We start from the raw sequence: 17,874 nt of genomic DNA, 5'->3' as shown, positions 1-17,874 counted from the left end.
GGGCGGTAAATTCCCGGAAATTGTGGTTGATACCCACGGCCCGCGACACCGGCGCGGACGGACAGAGGACCTATACCCATGGCTCAACAATTGCTCATGCCGAAGGCGACCGCTGTATGGCTGGTCGACAATACCGCGCTTTCCTTTGATCAGATCGCCAATTTCTGCAAGCTCCATCCGCTCGAGGTGAAGGCCATTGCGGACGGCGAGGCGGCGCAGGGCATCAAGGGCCTCGACCCAATCGCCACCGGCCAGCTTTCGCGCGACGAGATCGAGCGCGGCGAGAAGGACATCAACTACAAGCTGAAGCTTTCCGAGCCGAAGGTTCGCGTGCCGGAATCAAAGCGCCGCGGCCCGCGCTACACGCCGGTCTCCAAGCGCCAGGATCGCCCCAACGCCATCCTCTGGCTGGTCCGCAACCATCCCGAACTGAAGGACGCCCAGATCTCCCGCCTCGTCGGCACCACCAAGTCGACGATCGAGCAGATCCGCGAGCGCACCCACTGGAACTCCACCAACCTGACGCCGATGGATCCGGTTACATTAGGCCTCTGCAGCCAGATCGACCTCGACCTCGAAGTCGAACGCGCCTCCAAGGGCCGTCCGCTGCCGACCGCCGCCGAACTCGGTGCTTCCCTGCAGCCCGCGAGCGAAACCGAAAACCTCGGCTTCAGCTATCGCAGCGAGCGCGAGGAAGAAAAGGAAATCGACGCGGACGCCGTGTTCGCCAAGCTCTCCTCGCTCAAGTCCACCCGTCGCGAGGAAGACGAGGAAGACGATCGCTACTGATCGAACCCTTTTGATTTACATCCCAAAAGCCCCGGAGACGATCCGGGGCTTTTTCGTTCAGGCGCTCTGTTTCAGGCCGCTGCCTTCGCGGGCATAACCGTTGGCCTTCAGGATCGCGGTAATCTCGTCCAGCACGCCCGCGTCCTCGATCGTCGCCGGCATCTTCCACGGCATGTCGTCGGCGATCTTCTGCATCGTGCCGCGCAGGATCTTGCCGGACCGGGTCTTCGGCAGCTTGTGCACCACCATCACCGTCTTGAACGCCGCCACGGGACCGATCTCGTTGCGCACCAGTTCGGCCACTTCCCGGGCGATATCGGACGTTTCCCGTGAAACATGGTTCTTGAGCACCATGAAACCGCAGGGAATCTGCCCCTTGGTCTTGTCGTGCACCCCGATCACCGCGCATTCGGCGACGTCGGGATGTTTGGCGCAGACCTCCTCCATAGCCCCGGTCGAAAGCCGGTGGCCGGCGCAGTTGATGATGTCGTCGGTGCGGGCCATCACAAAGATATAGCCGTCCTCGTCCATCATCCCGGCATCCGCCGTCTTGTAATACCCTGGAAACTCCTCCAGGCACGCCTCTCGGAACCGCTGGTCGGCGTTCCAGAAGCTGACCAGGCAGCCGGGCGGCAGCGGCAGCTTGATGACGATATTGCCGAGCGTGCCGCGCGGCACCGGATGTCCGGCGTCGTCCAGCACGTCGAGCGCGTAACCCGGCATCGGCCGCGTCGGAGAACCGTGCTTGACCGGCATCAGCCCGAGACCGACGGTGTTGGCGGCGACCGGCCAGCCGGTTTCCGTCTGCCACCAGTGGTCGATCACCGGGATCTTCAGCTTCTGCTCGGCCCATTTCAGGGTCTCCGAATCAGCCCGTTCGCCGGCGAGGAAAAGCGCCCGCATGCCTGTCAGGTCGTATTTCTCCACCAGTTCGCCATCGGGATCGTCACGGCGGATGGCACGGAAGGCCGTCGGCGCGGTGAACAGCACTTTCACGTCATGGTCGCTGACGACCCGCCAGAACGTTCCGGCATCCGGTGTGCCCACCGGCTTGCCCTCGAAGATCACGCTCGTATTGCCGGTCAGCAGCGGCCCATAGACGATATAGGAATGGCCGACGACCCACCCTATGTCGGATGCGGTCCAGAACACCTCTCCGGGCTTGACGCCGAAGATGTTCTCCATGCTCCAGTGCAGCGCCACCATGTGCCCGCCATTGTCGCGCACGACGCCCTTCGGCTGCCCGGTCGTCCCCGACGTGTAGAGGATATAGAGCGGATCGGTCGCCTTGACCGGCACGCAGGGCACGTCCCTGCCGCGCGCCTTTTCGACGGTCTGTGCAAAATCCAGCTCTCCCCGCTCCGCCCGCAACTCGGCGCGGAGCTGCTCACGCTGGAGAATGAGACAATGCTTCGGCTTCACCCGCGCAAGCTCGATCGCCTGGTCGAGCAGCGGCTTGTAGGCGACGATGCGGCCGGGTTCGAGACCGCAGCTGGCGCTGATCACCAGTTTCGCCTCCGAATCATTCAGCCGCGCCGCCAGTTCCTGCGCCGCAAAACCGCCGAACACGACCGAATGCACAGCACCAAGCCGGGCGCAGGCCAGCATCGAAAAGATCGCCTCAGGCACCATCGGCATGTAGATGACGACCCGGTCACCCTTGCTGATGCCGAGATCGACGAGAACCGCGGCAATCGCCTTCACCTCGTCGAGAACCTCGGCATAGGTGAAAGTCTTCTGCCTGCCGGTCATGGCGCTGTCGTGGATGAAGGCGCGCTGCCCGCCACGGCCAGCCGCCACATGCCGGTCGAGGCAGTTGTAACAGGTATTGGTCTCGCCGCCGGTGAACCAGCGGCCATAGACCCCTTCATCCCGGTCGAAAATCTTTTCCGGTTCCCTGAACCAGTCGATGGCGGTCGAAGCGCTTTTCCAGAACCCTTCCGGATCCTTTTGCCAGCCTTCATAAACGTCGAAATAGCGGCTTTGCATCTGCACCTCCCGTCACATGAGCACAGCCCGAAGTGAATAATCTAGGGTGTGCGAAAGGCGCCGGAAAGCCCGACGAAAGCGCTAGGCACTTGGCAAAAGCCTGTTTTCAGCGCGCCCCGAAAATGGCCGAACCGACACGCACGCTGGTCGCGCCGAATTCGACCGCCGTCTCGAAATCGCCGGACATGCCCATAGAGAGCTTTTCGACACCACATTCCTTGGCGAGCTTGGCAAGCAGCGCGAAATGCGGCCCCGGGTTTTCCTCGGCCGGCGGAATGCACATCAGCCCCTCGATCGAAAGCCCGAGCTCCCGGCGGCAAAGTTCGACGAAGGCGACGGTCTGTTTCGGCTCGATGCCGGCCTTCTGCGGCTCCAACCCGGTATTCACCTGCACATAAAGCTTCGGCGCCTTGCCCTGCTTTTTGATCTCGTCGGCAAGTGCGCGGGCGATCTTTTCCCGGTCCACAGTTTCGATGACATCGAACAGCGCCACCGCGTCCACGGCCTTGTTGGATTGTAGCGGGCCGATCAGATGCAGTTCGATACCGGGCGTCTCGGCCTTCAGCTCCGGCCACTTGCCCTGGCTTTCCTGCACCCGGTTTTCGCCGAATACCCGCTGCCCGGCCGCGATCGCCGGCCGGATGTCTTGCGCATCGAACGTTTTCGAAACCGCGACAAGCGTCACCGATCCTGCCGAGCGCTTCGACAGACGCTCCACCTTCCCGATCCGTGCCTTCACATCCTGCAGCCGTTCTTCGACGCTCATGACCCCATGCCTTCCGCTTTTACCAGTGCCTTCCGCTTTTCTTGCAAGCTCAGCGCTTAGCCCTCATATAACGCTCTGCCAAGGGTGTTTCGCCCTAAACCTGGCCTTCCCGACCCCGTAAAACTTGACGCTTGCGGGGTTTCATGGTGAAGGTCTCGCCCGACTCTTGATCCTGTTTTCCCGGAATATCATTGAAATGGCGACTGAACGTTATAATCCGCGCGATGCCGAGCCTCGCTGGCAGCAGATCTGGAACGATGCCAAGGTTTTCGAAACCGACAACGGCGATCCGCGCGAAAAATACTACGTTCTAGAAATGTTTCCCTATCCGTCGGGCCGCATTCACATGGGCCATGTGCGCAACTACGCCATGGGCGACGTCGTGGCCCGCTACAAGCGCGCCCGCGGCTTCAACGTCCTGCATCCGATGGGCTGGGACGCGTTCGGCATGCCGGCCGAAAATGCCGCGCGCGACAACAAGGTGCACCCGAAGTCCTGGACCTACCAGAACATCGAATCCATGAAGGCGCAGCTGAAGGCCATGGGCCTGTCGCTCGACTGGTCACGCGAATTCGCCACCTGCGACGTCGAATATTACCAGCAGCAGCAGCATCTCTTCCTCGACATGATGGAAAAGGGCCTCGTTTATCGCAAGCAGTCCAAGGTCAACTGGGATCCGGTCGACCAGACGGTCCTTGCCAACGAGCAGGTCATCGACGGCCGCGGCTGGCGTTCCGGTGCGCTGGTGGAACAGCGCGACCTGGTGCAGTGGTTCTTCAAAATCACCGATTTCAGCCAGGACCTGCTCGACGCGCTCGATACGCTCGACCAGTGGCCTGAAAAGGTCCGGCTGATGCAGAAGAACTGGATCGGCCGCTCCGAGGGCCTGACGGTCCGCTGGGAAATCGTCGGTTCGACGGCACCCGCCGGCGAGAGCGAAGTCGTGGTCTACACGACCCGCCCTGACACGCTGTTCGGCGCCTCCTTCCTGGCGATCGCCGCCGACCACCCGCTGGCCAAGGCCGCTGCCGCTCAGAATCCGGCTATCGAAGCTTTCGCCGAAGAATGCCGCCATCACGGAACCTCCCTCGCGGCACTGGAGACGGCCGAGAAAAAGGGCATCGACACCGGGATCCGCGTCAGGCATCCGCTTGACCCTTCCTGGGAACTGCCGGTCTATGTCGCCAATTTCGTGCTGATGGATTACGGCACCGGTGCCATCTTCGGCTGCCCGTCCGGCGACCAGCGCGACCTGGATTTTGCGCGCAAATACGGGCTGCCGGTCGTTCCGGTCGTCATGCCGAAGGACGGCGATGCCGCAACCTTTGCCGTCGGTGACACGGCCTATGTCGATGACGGCGTGATGATCAATTCGCGTTTTCTGGACGGCAAGACGACCGACGAAGCCTTTGCGATCGTCGCCGACCGCTTGTCGGAAACCCTGGTCGGCAACATGCCGCAGGGCGAGCGCAAGGTGAATTTCCGCCTGCGCGACTGGGGCATTTCGCGCCAGCGTTACTGGGGCTGCCCGATCCCGGTCATCCATTGCGATGATTGCGGCGTCGTGCCGGTGCCGAAGACCGACCTGCCGGTGAAACTGCCGGACGACGTGACCTTCGACCTGCCGGGCAACCCGCTCGACCGGCATCCGACCTGGCGCCATGTCGCCTGCCCGCAATGCGGCAAGGATGCTCGCCGCGAGACCGATACGATGGACACGTTCGTCGATTCGAGCTGGTATTTCACCCGCTTCACGGCGCCTTGGGAGAAAAATCCCACCGATCCGACTGTGGCCAACCGCTGGCTCCCGGTCGACCAGTATATCGGCGGCATCGAGCATGCGATCCTGCACCTGCTCTATTCGCGCTTCTTCACCCGCGCCATGCGCGAAACCGGGCATGTGGACGCCAAGGAACCCTTCAAGGGCCTGTTCACCCAGGGCATGGTCGTACACGAAACCTACCGCCGCGGCTCCGGCCCGAACGGCGAATGGGTGGCTCCCGCCGATATCAAGATCGAGGAAGTCGACGGCAAGCGCCGCGCCACCATGCTGAAAGGCGGCGAGGAAGTGACGATCGGCTCGATCGAGAAGATGTCGAAGTCGAAGAAGAACGTCGTCGACCCGGACGACATCATCGCATCCTATGGCGCCGATACGGCCCGTTTCTTCGTGCTCTCGGACTCGCCGCCGGACCGTGACGTCATCTGGTCTGAAGCCGGCGTCGAAGGCGCGCATCGTTTCACGCAGCGCCTGTGGCGCCTGATTTCCGAAGCCTCCGAGAACCTTGCCGGCGTTGATCCGGCGCCGGCCAAGGACGGCGAAGCCCTGGCGATCTCGCAGCTCGCCCACAAGACGCTGAAGGCCGTGCAGGGAGACTACGACAAGCTATCGTTCAACAAGGCCGTGGCGCGCATCTATGAGCTGGTGAATGCGCTTGCCGCGCCGCTTGGCCGGGTCGCTGCCGGGGAAGGCAATGCTGCCTATCGCGCCGCCGTTCGCAACGCCTCCGAAATCCTGGTCCAGCTCGTTGCGCCCATGACGCCGCATCTCGCCGAAGAGTGCTGGGCGGTTCTCGGCAACACGGAACTGCTCTCCCTGGCCGCCTGGCCGCGCTATGAAGAAACCCTCGTCATCGAGAACGAAGTCACACTGCCGGTCCAAATCAACGGCAAGAAGCGTGGCGAATTGACAATCGCGCGCGACGCGGATCAAAGTGCGGTCGAAGCTGCGGTTCTGGCGCTGGATGCGGTCAAGACGGCACTTGAAGGCCGGGCGCCGAAGAAAGTCATCGTCGTCCCACAGAGGATCGTAAACATTGTCGTTTGACCGCTCTCTTCGTCGCTTCGGGTTGGTATCCGGCCTGATAACGCTGACACTCTTGGCTGGATGCCAGGTACGCCCGCTTTATTCCGAAGCTTCCGGCACAGGCGAGCGCCTAGCTTCGGTGGGCTTCGAGCAGCCCCATAGCCGCATCGATCAGGTTGTCCGCAACCATCTGGTTTTCCTGACCTCCGGCGGGGCCGGCGAATCCACCCACCCCGCTTACGAGGTGAAGCTGAAGACCAAGAGCACGGCTTCGAGCATCATCGACGACGAGAATGACGACAACGTCTCCCCGACCGGCGTGCCGCTGCCCGGCCGCGTCCAGGTAGAAGGCACCTACACGATCACGCGCATCAAGGACGGACAGATCCTCAAGTCCGCCAAACGCGAAGTGGTGTCGCTCATCGACGTACCGGGCCAGGGCTTCACGAAGCTCCGTGCGGTTCGCGATGCGGAGAATCGTGCCGCGAGAGAACTCGCTGAATTCATCCGCGCCGAGATCGCCATCGTCCTTTCGCGCGAACCTCAGCCGCAGACGGTATGGCAGAAGTAAAGTCCCACGAATTCGATCGCTTTGCCGAGAAGAGCGCGGAACTCTACAGGATCTTCGTGATCTATGGCCCGGACCGCGGCCTCGTTTCGGAGCGCGCGGCCCTGTTGGCGGGCAAGACGGGCGTTTCGCAGGACGACCCCTTCGCCATGCTCAAGCTCGACGTCTCGGACCTGCAGGGCGATCCCGGCCGGCTTCTGGACGAGGTGAATTCGCTGGGCCTTTTCGGCGGTTCCAAGCTTGTCTGGCTGCGTGGCGCCGCCAATGAGAAACCCCTTCTCGACGCAATGCAGGTACTGGCGGACGGTCCCGCTCCTGCCAATATCCTGATCGTCGAGGCAGGCGACCTCAAGAAGGGCAGCGGACTGCGGAAGATCGCCGAACCATCACGATCGATCGCCGTCATTCCCTGCTATGCGGATGACGTGAAGGCCTTGAACAGCCTCATCGATTCGGAACTCGGGAGCGAAGGCCTGCGGATCAGCCCCGGCGGCCGCCAGAGGCTCCTCGAGCTGCTTGGCGGGGATCGCGTGGCCTCACGCAACGAGATCCGCAAGCTTGCCCTCTATTGCCGCGGTATGGGCATGGTGGAAGAGGGCCATGTCGATGAAATCATCGGCGATGCCAGCGCCGTTTCCGCGGACGAGGCGGTCGATGCCATCCTCAGCGGCGACCTGCCCGGCCTGCATCGCGCTATCCAGAAAGTCGTCTCGTCGAAAACCCCGGTTTTCCTCGTCTTGCAATCCTGCCTGAAACAGTTCCAATTGCTGGATCTGATGAAGGCGGAAATGGAGGAAAAGAAGCTCCAGACCGCCCAGGTCATGATGACGCTCGGCCGGCATATTCACTTCAAGCGCAAACCGCTTATGGAAAAAGCGCTGAGAACTTGGAGTTCGCCAGCGCTCGCACGTGAAACCGAAAGACTGCAGGCCGCCATCCTGATGTCGCGCCAGAAACAGAGCCTGGAACCCAATATCGCGTTCCACACCCTGATGGCCACGGCTATTCAATCAAGCCGTTGAATTTATTAAGCTATCTCCGCTCCAGGAGACGGCAGATCTCCTCGAGCTGCTCCAGCGTCCGATAGCCGATCCGGATCTGACCCGAACCGTTCTTGTGGTTGATCTTGACATCCAGTCCAAGGGAATCGGAAAGGGTCCGCTCAAGCGCAAGTGTATCGGAATCCTTTTGTTCCGCCTTCGAAACGATCGCTGGTTCTGACTGAGCCTTGATGTCGTTCTGGGCAAGCTTCTCCGCATCACGAACCGACATTCCTTTGGCAATGATCGTACGCGCCAAAGAAGCGGGATCGGATGTGGTAATCAGAGCGCGGGCGTGACCGGCCGACAAACTCCCGGCTGCCAGCATGTCGCGCACAGGCTCCGGCAATTTCAGCAGGCGAAGACTATTGGCAACATGGCTTCGGCTTTTACCAATGATCTCGCCGAGGTCGTTCTGGGTATAGCCGTGTTCGGCAATCAGCTGATCATAACCCAATGCCTCTTCCAAGGGATTGAGGTCCGATCGCTGGACGTTTTCGACGATCGCGATTTCAAGCGCCGTCCGATCGTCCACATCGCGAACAATGACGGGTATCTCAACCAAGCCAGCCAGCTGCGCCGCGCGCCAACGCCGTTCCCCGGCAATGATCTCATACTGACTGGAGCCTCGGGGCCGAACGACGACCGGCTGAACAATCCCGTGCTGACGGATAGAGCTCGCCAGATCCTGCAGCTCGTTCTCGTCGAAACTCCGGCGCGGGTTTTTCGGGTTACGGGATACGTGTTCAATCGGAACCATCCGGTCCGGATTGACGCTCCGGGCGCCGTTATCGACAGGCGCCGTCTGGTCCATCTCACCGATGAGGGCTGCAAGACCGCGCCCCAGGCGCCGTTTCGAGAGGTCGTCGTTCATTCTCACTACTCACTTGGTCTGCAAGGCTTCAGGCCGCCTTGCGCCTGCGTTCCCGCTGGATGACTTCAGAAGCCAGCTGCAAATAAGCCTGGCTGCCGGCGCATTTCAGGTCGTAAAGGATAGCCGGCTTACCATAGGATGGCGCCTCCGATACGCGGACATTGCGCGGTATCAACGTATGATAGACTTTCTCACCCAGATGCGTCCGCACATCGTTGACAACCTGCTGAGCAAGATTGTTGCGGGCATCGAACATGGTCAGCACGATACCCTGGATATCAAGCGACGGGTTGACACTGCGCCGCACCTGATCGACCGTCTCCAGCAGCTGGCTCAAGCCTTCCAATGCGAAAAATTCGCACTGAAGAGGCACAAGGATGGAATGAGCCGCCGCCATAGCATTCATGGTCAACAGATTGAAGGAGGGCGGGCAATCCAGCAGGATGTAGGAATAGGTCAGGGCGTCACTACTATCCAGCGCGCGACGAAGCTTGAAAGCCCGGTCCGAGGCCTGGGAAATCTCCATCTCGAAGCCAAGCAGGTCCATCGTCGATGGCACGATATGGAGATTGGGGACTGCCGTTTCCAACGCCGTTTCTGTGATGGAATTATAGCCCATCAGGAGGTCGTAGGAGGAGAGCTTGCGATCCCGACGCTCGATACCCAAGCCGGTGCTGGCATTGCCCTGCGGATCAAGATCCACAATAAGCACGCGCTCGCCAATGGCCGCCAGCGCCGTTGCCAGATTGATTGCCGTCGTCGTCTTCCCCACGCCGCCTTTTTGGTTGGCAATCGTGATAACCCGATTTCTTTCAAACATGCAGCACCTGAAAATCTAGGGTTCTTTGTGCCTTAAATTGCTGACTTCGAGAATGACTGAATCTGGCTCGACGGCACTTGGATGTTTTATCAGATCGAATGCCCAACGACCACGGGCTTTCTCTATTTCCGCGGCGTAATCCCGGCCTTTATGAAAAAAACCTCTTGCATCTTTCCCGATCATCCAACCCGAAGTGTAGGACAGGAGCAGATCGAGCTCCGCAAGGGCTCGCGCGGAGATACGATCGCAATCCGGCAGCGCCGATGACGCCGCCTCGATTCGTAGAGGATGGACCGAGCCCCTTGCTCCCGTCTCATTCAGAGCAACACGAAGGAACGCAGCCTTCTTCTGATTACTCTCAACCAGATGAACCCACCCTTCCTGTGTCTCTGCAAGAAAAATTGCAGTAATGACCCCGGGGAAACCACCACCAGAGCCGAGATCGAGCCATTTAAGAGGTGTCGGAGACAGCTGGAAGATTTGAGCGCTATCGGCAATATGCCTCTGCCACAATTCATCCAGTGTAGAGGGCGCCACCAGATTGATGGTCTTCGCCCATTTTTGGAAAAGCGCAGCAAAATGCTTGAGCTTCTCCTGCGTTTCACGTGAAACACTCTTGCCGTTCAGCAGCATTACAGGACTCGCTTAACGCGCTGCGGGGCAGCTTCTTCTTTTCTCAGTAGTGCCAAAATAAGCGCAAGGGCGGCCGGAGTCATTCCGTCCACCTTGGAAGCCTGTGCGAGATTCCCTGGATTTGCCGCTGTCAGTTTCATTTTAAGTTCGTTTGAAAGTCCAGGAAGTCCTGAAAAATCAAAGCCTTGCGGGATAATTCGTGCTTCGTCCCGATGGGTAGCATGAATATCGGCGGCCTGCCGATTCATATAGACCGCATAGGACGCCTCGATTTCCAACGCTTCGCCAACCTTTGGGGAAAGCTGTGCCAATTCTGGCCAGATGGGGATGAGCGCGGCCAGCGATTGGTCAGGATAAGCGAGCAGCTCATACGCCGTCCGCCGCTGACCGTCCTTGTTGAGCTTCAATCCATGTCCAATCGCTTCGTTCGGCGTCAGATTGCGGGACCGGAGAAGCTCGCGTCCACTCTCCAGGGATTCCATATAATCCCGGAACTTCGCCGCCCGATCGGAACTGACACAACCGAGCTCAATGGCTTTATCGGTCAATCTGACATCCGCATTATCGGCGCGAAGCGAAAGGCGATATTCGGCGCGCGAGGTAAACATCCGGTAGGGCTCGGTTACTCCGCGAGATGTCAAATCGTCGATCATGACGCCGATATAGGAGTCCGCGCGGCTGAAATGATAGGTTTCCCCGCCGGAAGCTTTACGCGCAGCATTGAGCCCGGCAACCAGCCCCTGTGCGGCAGCCTCTTCATATCCGGTCGTCCCGTTGATCTGGCCAGCGAGGAAGAGGCCGGGCATTTTCTTGACTTCGAGGGCGGCGGTCAGCTCGCGTGGATCCACATGATCATATTCGATTGCATAGCCGGGCTGGATGATGTCCACCGTCTCCAAGCCCGGAATGGTGCGGATGAAAGCTTCCTGCACCTCGGCGGGGAGGGACGTCGAGATTCCATTTGGATAAACGGTTGGATCGTCCAGGCCTTCCGGCTCCAGAAAGATCTGATGGCCGTCACGTTCGCCGAAGCGGACGATCTTGTCTTCGATCGATGGGCAATAACGCGGGCCGACGCCCTCAATCTGGCCGGAATACATCGCTGAACGATGGATGTTGTCAGAGATGATCTTATGCGTGGCATCCGTAGTGCGAGTAACGCCGCAGGCGATTTGCCGCGTTGTAATGCGGTCGGTCATGAAGGAGAAGGGAACCGGATCCTCGTCCGCTTCCTGCCGGCCAACCCGCGTCCAGTCGATCGTATTTCCGTCCAGCCGGGCAGGGGTACCGGTCTTTAACCTGCCAAGGCGGAGACCGAAGCGGGAAAGGGTCTGCGACAATCCGAGCGAAGGCGCCTCTCCCACGCGACCGGCAGGGATCTTCTGGTCGCCGATATGAATCAAGCCACGAAGGAAGGTACCCGTCGTCAGGACAACCGTTCCGCATCCGAATCGACGGCCATCCTTGAGTTCCACGGCCGCCACGCGCTCATCTTGGATGTCGATGTCAAACGCGTCACCTTCAATCACCGTAAGATTGGCATGGTTCAAGATCTCGCGCTGCATCGCCTGACGGTAAAGCTTGCGATCGGCCTGCGTCCGGGGCCCGCGCACCGCAGGCCCCTTCTTGCGATTGAGAAGGCGGAACTGAATGCCGGACGCGTCGGCCACCCGCCCCATCAACCCGTCGAACGCGTCGACTTCGCGCACAAGGTGACCCTTGCCGAGCCCGCCGATCGCCGGATTGCAGGACATGACGCCGATCGTTTCCCGGCTATGCGTTATCAGCGCCGTTTTTGCTCCCATGCGCGCAGCAGCACTCGCGGCCTCACAGCCGGCATGTCCGCCACCGATGACGATTACGTCGAATGTCGTTTCCATCTACCCACCTCATGAAACCGCGCCAAGCGCCCTGTTTCACGTGAATCACTTGCCGATGCAGAACTGCGAAAAAATCACATCCAGAAGCTGTTCCACATCGACCCGGCCGGTGATGCGGCCCAGTGACGACGCCGCGGCCCGAAGGCTTTCGGCGCGAAGATCAAGCTCCCGGCCGTTTAGCGCTTCTGCGATAAAATGGGAAGCCTCTTTGAGGTATTGAAGATGCCGCGCCCGATTGGGGACCAAAGATCCGGACCAGGTTTCCCGAAGCTTCTGCAGGATCAGAGACCGAAGTTCTTCAAGCCCATCTCCCGTCTGGCTTGAAATGGTGAGGTCGTATAGGGCCGATTGCCCTCGCATATCTGCCTTGGTACCCACCCTCAGAACTTCGGCTTTCACACCATCAAGAACATGTTTCGAGTCCGAATCGATTTCTTCGAGCTGGAGAACAAGATCCGCCTGCCCGATCGCTATCCTTGCCCTGCGGACGCCTTCCTGCTCGACCCGGTCAACGCTTTCACGCAATCCCGCCGTATCGAAAAACCGAACAAGATAACCCTCCATATCGATATCGACATGCAGAAGATCCCTTGTCGTACCGGCGATTTCGGTGACAATCGCAACATCGCGTTTCGCCAGCGCGTTGAGAAGGCTCGATTTTCCGGCATTGGGCGGCCCGGCGATAACCACCTTGTAGCCGTCCCGAATGATCTCACCGGCCTTCGCGGAAGCGATATGCTCCTCGATCTCGAGATAAAGATCAGCCACTTCCGCCCAGACCCTCTCCGAGACGGATCCCGGCACGTCGTCCTCGTCCGCGAAGTCGAGTTCCGCTTCGATCAGGGCACGTGCACGGGTCAGTCTCTCGGCCCAGGCCATATAAAGCGCCGACTGCCCGCCAAACCCCTGTTCCACGGCGAGGCGGCGCTGCATCTCGGTCTCGGCGGCTATCAAATCCGCCAGCCCCTCGACCTCCACAAGATCCAGCTTGCCGTTCTCGAAGGCGCGGCGGGAAAATTCCCCGGCCTCGGCCAGGCGAAGCCCGTCGATTGCCTCCAGTTCCTGGTAAACCGCCGAGACGACCGCTCGGCTACCATGCAGATGTATTTCCACACAATCCTCGCCCGTGAAGGATCCAGGTGCCGGAAAACTCAACACAAGGGCTTGGTCGATGATCAGACCGTTGCGGTTCCGAATCGTTCGCAATCCCGCCTTCCTGTCCGCCGGCAATTCGCCGGCAAGATGGACCGCTGCCTGAAACGCGCGCGAACCGCTCAGCCGCAGGACCGCGACCCCCGCCGGCAGAGTGCCGCTGGAAAGAGCAAAGATCGTATCGCTGTCTGACTGGGCCATGGGATCAATCTATCAGAGGCGGCTCTAAACTGAAAAGCGCCCGGCAAGACCGAGCGCTTCATGATCATCGCGAATCCGGCTAAGGATCAGGTGTTCATCGAGTCGAAGAAGTCGCCGTTGGTCTTCGTCTGCTTCAGCTTGTCGATCAGGAACTCGATCGCGTCCGTGGTGCCCATCGGGGCAAGGATACGGCGAAGCACGAAAATCTTCTGGAGATCCTGGCGCGGCACCAGCAGGTCTTCCTTGCGGGTACCGGACTTGAGGATATCCATTGACGGGAAGATACGCTTGTCGGCGACCTTACGGTCGAGCACGATTTCCGAGTTGCCGGTGCCCTTGAATTCTTCGAAGATGACTTCGTCCATGCGGCTACCGGTATCGATCAGCGCAGTCGCGATGATCGTCAGGGAACCGCCTTCCTCGATGTTACGTGCAGCACCGAAGAAACGCTTCGGGCGCTGCAGGGCGTTGGCGTCGACGCCGCCCGTCAGAACCTTGCCGGAAGAGGGCACGACGGTGTTGTAGGCGCGGCCGAGGCGAGTAATCGAATCGAGCAGGATGACGACGTCACGGCCATGCTCAACGAGGCGCTTGGCCTTTTCGATCACCATTTCGGCCACCTGCACGTGACGCACAGCCGGTTCGTCGAAAGTGGAGGAAACGACTTCGCCCTTTACGGAGCGCTGCATGTCCGTGACTTCTTCCGGACGTTCGTCGATCAGAAGGACGATCAGGTAACATTCCGGGTGATTGGCGGTGATGGAGTGGGCGATGTTCTGCAGGAGAACGGTCTTACCGGTCCGCGGCGGCGCGACGATCAGGCCGCGCTGGCCCTTGCCGAGCGGCGCCACCAGATCGATGACGCGGGCGGAGAGATCCTTGGAAGTCGGGATCTCCAGCTCCATCTTGAACCGCTCGTTCGGATAGAGCGGCGTCAGGTTGTCGAAGTGGACCTTGTGACGGATTTTTTCCGGATCGTCGAAATTGATGGTGTTGACCTTGAGAAGGGCGAAATAACGTTCGCCTTCCTTCGGACCGCGGATCGGGCCTTCGACCGTGTCGCCGGTCTTCAGCGAGAAGCGGCGGATCTGGGAGGGAGAGATATAGATATCATCGGGACCGGGCAGATAGTTCGCGTTCGCGGAACGCAGGAAACCGAACCCGTCCTGCAAGACCTCGACCACGCCCTCGCCGATGATTTCGACGTCCTGGCTCGCCAGAACCTTGAGGATGGCGAACATCAGCTCCTGCTTTCGCATCGTGCTGGCGTTCTCGACCTCGAGTGATTCGGCGAAGGTCAGCAAATCTGTAGGGGATTTGCTTTTGAGTTCTTGAAGCTTCATTTCAGCCATGAAGGGGGGACCATATTGAGAATTTCGGGGGAATGTAGGCGTGTCGGTGAAATTCGCTACCGCGGAAGATGAACCGGGGACGACGGGAAATTACACGCATGCCACGAGATGAGATGGCGAGGAAAATAGCGATTCACGTGGAACGCCGCAAGAGGCAAGACGTAAATCTTGCCAAAGAAAGACTGTGCTTGCCTCAGAACGGCTTGACGATCACCAGAATGACGATCCCGATCATCAGAACCGTCGGGACTTCATTCATCATCCGCCAGTAACGCGGCGTTTTTCGCAAACCATCGGCCGCGAAGTTGCGCACCGCGCGGCTGAACAGCACATGCACCATTGTAAGCAGCACGACAAGCCCGATCTTCGCATGCAGCCAGCCGCCGCGAAATTCGTAGACGTCCCACGCAAGGTAGAGACCGAGAACCCAGGTGATCATCATCGCCGGGTTCATGATGATCTTCAGCAGCCGCTGTTCCATCATCTTGAAGGTTTCGGACTGTGCCGAACCGGGCTCCGCGTCGCTGTGATAGATGAACAGACGCGGCATGTAGAGGAGGCCCGCCATCCAGGACATCACCGCGATCACGTGGAAAGCCTTGATGTAGAGGAGGAAGTCGTCAGGCCGGGCGAGATAGACCGCCGCCAGAATGGCGATGAAGACGGCAAGCGCGATGAATGCCCGCAGCGCCGATCGCCGGCCGGCCGGCTTGCCTGTCTGCAATTCCCCGCCGCTCACGCGGTTGCTCCGCGCACGCGCTCGATCAGCCTCGTAACATGATCCGGATTGGCCTCGGGCGTAATGCCATGGCCGAGGTTGAAGATCAGCGGCCCATGCCCGAGCGCGTCGAGAATGGCGTCGATACCGTCCTCCAGCGACCTGCCGCCGGCGACCACCCGCATCGGATCGAGATTACCCTGTACCGGGCCGTCCTTCTGCAGTTCGGCTGCAAATGAAAGCGGCACCGACCAGTCGAGCCCGATCGCGTCCGCCCCGGTCTTCTGGCGATAGGATTTCAGGTTCAGGCCGGCGCCCTTGGCAAAGGCGATGATCTTTGCCTGCGGCCGCTGGCGGCGAACGATCTCGATCATCCGGGCAACGGGCTTGACCGCATAAGCCTCGAACTCCTTCTCGCCCAGAACACCCGCCCAGGAATCGAAGATCTGCACGGCGTCGGCACCGGCATCGATCTGGGCGATCAGATATTCGGCAGAGATTTCCGCAAGCATCAAAAGCAGCCGCTCGAAAGCTTGCGGATGCCGATAGGCAAAAAGCCGGGCGGGGGCCTGGTCGGGCGTCCCGTGGCCGGCGATCATGTAGGTGGCAACCGTCCAGGGGGCGCCGCAGAAACCGAGCAGGGTGGTTTCCTCCGGCAGATCCCGTCTCAGGCGGCGGACCGTTTCCATGACCGGAGCGAGATGGGGAAGAACTCCTTCACCGTTCAGGGCCTGGATGCCGGCAGTATCGATCGGATCCATCTGCGGACCTTCACCCTGCACAAACCGCACGTTCCGCTTCAGCGCATCCGGGATGACCAGAATATCGGAAAACAGGATCGCCGCATCGAAGCCGTAGCGCCGGATCGGTTGGAGGGTCACCTCCACAGCCAGATCCGGCGTGTAACAGAGATCGAGAAAGCTTCCCGCCGTGGCCCGCGTCTCCCGGTATTCCGGCAGATAACGTCCTGCCTGCCTCATGAGCCAGACAGGAGGTGGAGTGAGGGTTTGGCCTTTCAGCACCTCGACGATCTTCCGGTATGCGCCGGTCAATGGGTTCTCCTAAAAACAAAGAAATGAATCTTAAAAGATTTTCTATTTCTTAGAGTCGGTGAGTAGCAAGGATTAAAGTCAAATCACAGCCGACGCGACGATCCGCCGCTTCATGCGCTTGTCGGGGGAAAGAAAATGGCCTGTGATGGACGTTTGCTGGGACAGCTTGAATTTTGCAAGCTATTTCATGAGGATGGCAGAAGCCGCCATTAGGCGCTGTCTGTGGATAAGCTGGGGAGAAAAAAGCGCGGTGGTGGCCTCATCCCCAGAACACACAAACCGGTCTGATCCGCATCCGCAGGATATGCGAATGTGGAAAACCGGGCGTTTTTCCCAGGGCCGGGTCCAAGCCCTGGAGAGCCCGATGGTCTCTCCCGAGTTATCAACAAAGGGTTAAGTTTAGCGTGGAGAACAGAAAAAACTTCTTCCATCTGCACCTCATATCTGACTCGACGGGCGAGACTCTCATCTCCGCCGGACGTGCCGCATCGGCGCAGTTCCAGTCCTCGCTGGCGGTGGAACATGTCTATCCGCTGATCCGCAACCGCAAACAGCTGCTTGCCGTTCTGGAAGCGCTCGACCGTGAACCCGGTATCGTGCTTTATACGATCGTTGATCAGGAGCTGGCCGAACTTATCGATCAGCGCTGCCGGGAAATGGGCCTGCCCTGCGTCAACGTCCTCGAGCCTGTCATGGTGACATTCCAGGCCTATCTCGGCGCCCCGTCCCGCCGGCGGGTCGGCGCCCAGCACGCCCTCAATGCGGATTATTTCAAACGCATCGAAGCGCTCAACTTCACCATGGACCACGACGACGGCCAGATGCCGGAAGATTACGACGAGGCGGACGTCGTGCTGATCGGCATCAGCCGCACCTCGAAAACCCCGACCAGCATCTATCTCGCCAATCGCGGCATCAAGACCGCCAATATACCGATCGTGCCGGGCGTCGAGCTGCCCGAAAGTCTCTACCGGGCAACCCATCCCTTGATCGTCGGCCTGGTGGCCACCACCGACCGCATCAGCCAGGTGCGTGAAAACCGCGAGCTCGGCGTCACCCAGGGCTTCGACCGGCGTCATTATACCGACCGTGCCACGATTAACGAAGAGCTGAAATATGCCCGGGCGCTCTGCGCCCGTCAGAACTGGCCGGTCATCGACGTGACGCGCCGGTCGATCGAGGAGACGGCGGCCGCAATCGTTGCGCTGCGCCCCAAGCTGCGTTAAGCCGAGCC

At 60.0% G+C, this 17,874-nt stretch carries 15 protein-coding genes; 5 read left to right on the top strand and 10 right to left on the bottom strand.

Features of this window, described 5'->3' with window-relative positions; genetic code table 11:
• The first annotated feature begins 78 nt into the window (after positions 1-78).
• Positions 79-789, top strand: coding sequence for a DUF1013 domain-containing protein (locus J2X76_RS28235; RefSeq protein WP_310220853.1), 711 nt, complete (start codon positions 79-81; stop codon positions 787-789).
• Between the two features lie 57 nt (positions 790-846).
• Here the strand turns inward: J2X76_RS28235 and J2X76_RS28230 are convergent, their stop codons facing one another.
• Positions 847-2,778 (bottom strand): propionyl-CoA synthetase, encoded by a 1,932-nt coding sequence (locus tag J2X76_RS28230; protein ID WP_310220852.1) that lies wholly within the window; start codon positions 2,776-2,778, stop codon positions 847-849.
• Positions 2,779-2,884: 106 nt separating this feature from the next.
• Complete coding sequence (locus J2X76_RS28225; RefSeq protein WP_310220851.1) at positions 2,885-3,544, bottom strand: YggS family pyridoxal phosphate-dependent enzyme; 660 nt, start codon at positions 3,542-3,544, stop codon at positions 2,885-2,887.
• Positions 3,545-3,740: 196 nt separating this feature from the next.
• On the opposite strand from J2X76_RS28225, the gene leuS reads away from it, so the two are divergent.
• From leuS to holA, 3 genes are read left to right on the top strand one after another with little or no spacing between them, the layout of a single operon-like run.
• Entirely contained in the window at positions 3,741-6,371 is a 2,631-nt protein-coding gene (leuS, locus tag J2X76_RS28220; protein WP_310220850.1) for a leucine--tRNA ligase, read from the top strand.
• Positions 6,361-6,921 (top strand): hypothetical protein, encoded by a 561-nt coding sequence (locus J2X76_RS28215; protein WP_113125339.1) that lies wholly within the window; start codon positions 6,361-6,363, stop codon positions 6,919-6,921. Before leuS ends, J2X76_RS28215 begins: the two co-directional genes overlap by 11 nt.
• Positions 6,909-7,940: a DNA polymerase III subunit delta gene (gene holA / locus J2X76_RS28210; protein WP_310220849.1), complete on the top strand. Its 1,032-nt coding sequence runs from the start codon at positions 6,909-6,911 to the stop codon at positions 7,938-7,940. Before J2X76_RS28215 ends, holA begins: the two co-directional genes overlap by 13 nt.
• 10 nt (positions 7,941-7,950) lie before the next feature.
• Here holA and J2X76_RS28205 read toward each other — a convergent pair whose 3' ends face one another.
• The 8 genes from J2X76_RS28205 to hemE all read right to left on the bottom strand — a co-directional run bounded on the left by J2X76_RS28205 (position 7,951) and on the right by hemE (position 16,568).
• Positions 7,951-8,832, bottom strand: coding sequence for a ParB/RepB/Spo0J family partition protein (locus J2X76_RS28205; protein ID WP_310220848.1), 882 nt, complete (start codon positions 8,830-8,832; stop codon positions 7,951-7,953).
• 28 nt (positions 8,833-8,860) lie between these two features.
• The gene (locus tag J2X76_RS28200; protein WP_113125342.1) at positions 8,861-9,652 is read right to left on the bottom strand and encodes a ParA family protein; all 792 of its coding nucleotides are present in this window, start codon (positions 9,650-9,652) and stop codon (positions 8,861-8,863) included.
• Between the two features lie 15 nt (positions 9,653-9,667).
• Entirely contained in the window at positions 9,668-10,285 is a 618-nt protein-coding gene (rsmG, locus tag J2X76_RS28195) for a 16S rRNA (guanine(527)-N(7))-methyltransferase RsmG (RefSeq protein WP_113125343.1), read from the bottom strand.
• Positions 10,285-12,165 carry a tRNA uridine-5-carboxymethylaminomethyl(34) synthesis enzyme MnmG gene (gene mnmG, locus J2X76_RS28190; RefSeq protein ID WP_310220847.1) on the bottom strand — a complete coding sequence of 627 codons (1,881 nt, stop codon included), beginning with the start codon at positions 12,163-12,165 and terminating at the stop codon, positions 10,285-10,287. Before mnmG ends, rsmG begins: the two co-directional genes overlap by 1 nt.
• Before the next feature lie 45 nt (positions 12,166-12,210).
• Positions 12,211-13,518: a tRNA uridine-5-carboxymethylaminomethyl(34) synthesis GTPase MnmE gene (mnmE, locus tag J2X76_RS28185; RefSeq protein WP_310220846.1), complete on the bottom strand. Its 1,308-nt coding sequence runs from the start codon at positions 13,516-13,518 to the stop codon at positions 12,211-12,213.
• Positions 13,519-13,604: 86 nt separating this feature from the next.
• The gene (gene rho / locus J2X76_RS28180; RefSeq protein ID WP_110118995.1) at positions 13,605-14,870 is read right to left on the bottom strand and encodes a transcription termination factor Rho; all 1,266 of its coding nucleotides are present in this window, start codon (positions 14,868-14,870) and stop codon (positions 13,605-13,607) included.
• A gap of 193 nt (positions 14,871-15,063) precedes the next feature.
• Positions 15,064-15,609: a protoporphyrinogen oxidase HemJ gene (gene hemJ / locus J2X76_RS28175; protein ID WP_113125346.1), complete on the bottom strand. Its 546-nt coding sequence runs from the start codon at positions 15,607-15,609 to the stop codon at positions 15,064-15,066.
• Positions 15,606-16,568, bottom strand: a complete 963-nt coding sequence (gene hemE / locus J2X76_RS28170; RefSeq protein WP_405030113.1) for a uroporphyrinogen decarboxylase — start codon at positions 16,566-16,568, stop codon at positions 15,606-15,608. Before hemE ends, hemJ begins: the two co-directional genes overlap by 4 nt.
• Positions 16,569-17,044: 476 nt before the next feature.
• On the opposite strand from hemE, the gene J2X76_RS28165 reads away from it, so the two are divergent.
• Entirely contained in the window at positions 17,045-17,866 is an 822-nt protein-coding gene (locus J2X76_RS28165) for a pyruvate, water dikinase regulatory protein (RefSeq protein WP_310220844.1), read from the top strand.
• Positions 17,867-17,874: the final 8 nt, after the last annotated feature.

This window comes from Neorhizobium sp. 2083, assembly GCF_031455615.1.
Taxonomy (GTDB): domain Bacteria; phylum Pseudomonadota; class Alphaproteobacteria; order Rhizobiales; family Rhizobiaceae; genus Neorhizobium.
The sequence above is the reverse complement of the archived record's forward strand: the minus strand, read 5'-3'. Positions and strand labels throughout refer to the sequence as shown.

Coding starts and splice junctions, on each gene's coding strand:
- J2X76_RS28205 (WP_310220848.1), bottom strand. CDS start 8,832: ATGAACGACGACCTCTCGAAACGGCGCCTGGGGCGCGGTCTTGCAGCC.
- mnmG (WP_310220847.1), bottom strand. CDS start 12,165: ATGGAAACGACATTCGACGTAATCGTCATCGGTGGCGGACATGCCGGC.
- J2X76_RS28200 (WP_113125342.1), bottom strand. CDS start 9,652: ATGTTTGAAAGAAATCGGGTTATCACGATTGCCAACCAAAAAGGCGGC.
- rsmG (WP_113125343.1), bottom strand. CDS start 10,285: ATGCTGCTGAACGGCAAGAGTGTTTCACGTGAAACGCAGGAGAAGCTC.
- hemE (WP_405030113.1), bottom strand. CDS start 16,568: ATGAGGCAGGCAGGACGTTATCTGCCGGAATACCGGGAGACGCGGGCC.
- J2X76_RS28230 (WP_310220852.1), bottom strand. CDS start 2,778: ATGCAAAGCCGCTATTTCGACGTTTATGAAGGCTGGCAAAAGGATCCG.
- rho (WP_110118995.1), bottom strand. CDS start 14,870: ATGGCTGAAATGAAGCTTCAAGAACTCAAAAGCAAATCCCCTACAGAT.
- leuS (WP_310220850.1), top strand. CDS start 3,741: ATGGCGACTGAACGTTATAATCCGCGCGATGCCGAGCCTCGCTGGCAG.
- mnmE (WP_310220846.1), bottom strand. CDS start 13,518: ATGGCCCAGTCAGACAGCGATACGATCTTTGCTCTTTCCAGCGGCACT.
- J2X76_RS28235 (WP_310220853.1), top strand. CDS start 79: ATGGCTCAACAATTGCTCATGCCGAAGGCGACCGCTGTATGGCTGGTC.
- holA (WP_310220849.1), top strand. CDS start 6,909: ATGGCAGAAGTAAAGTCCCACGAATTCGATCGCTTTGCCGAGAAGAGC.
- J2X76_RS28225 (WP_310220851.1), bottom strand. CDS start 3,544: ATGAGCGTCGAAGAACGGCTGCAGGATGTGAAGGCACGGATCGGGAAG.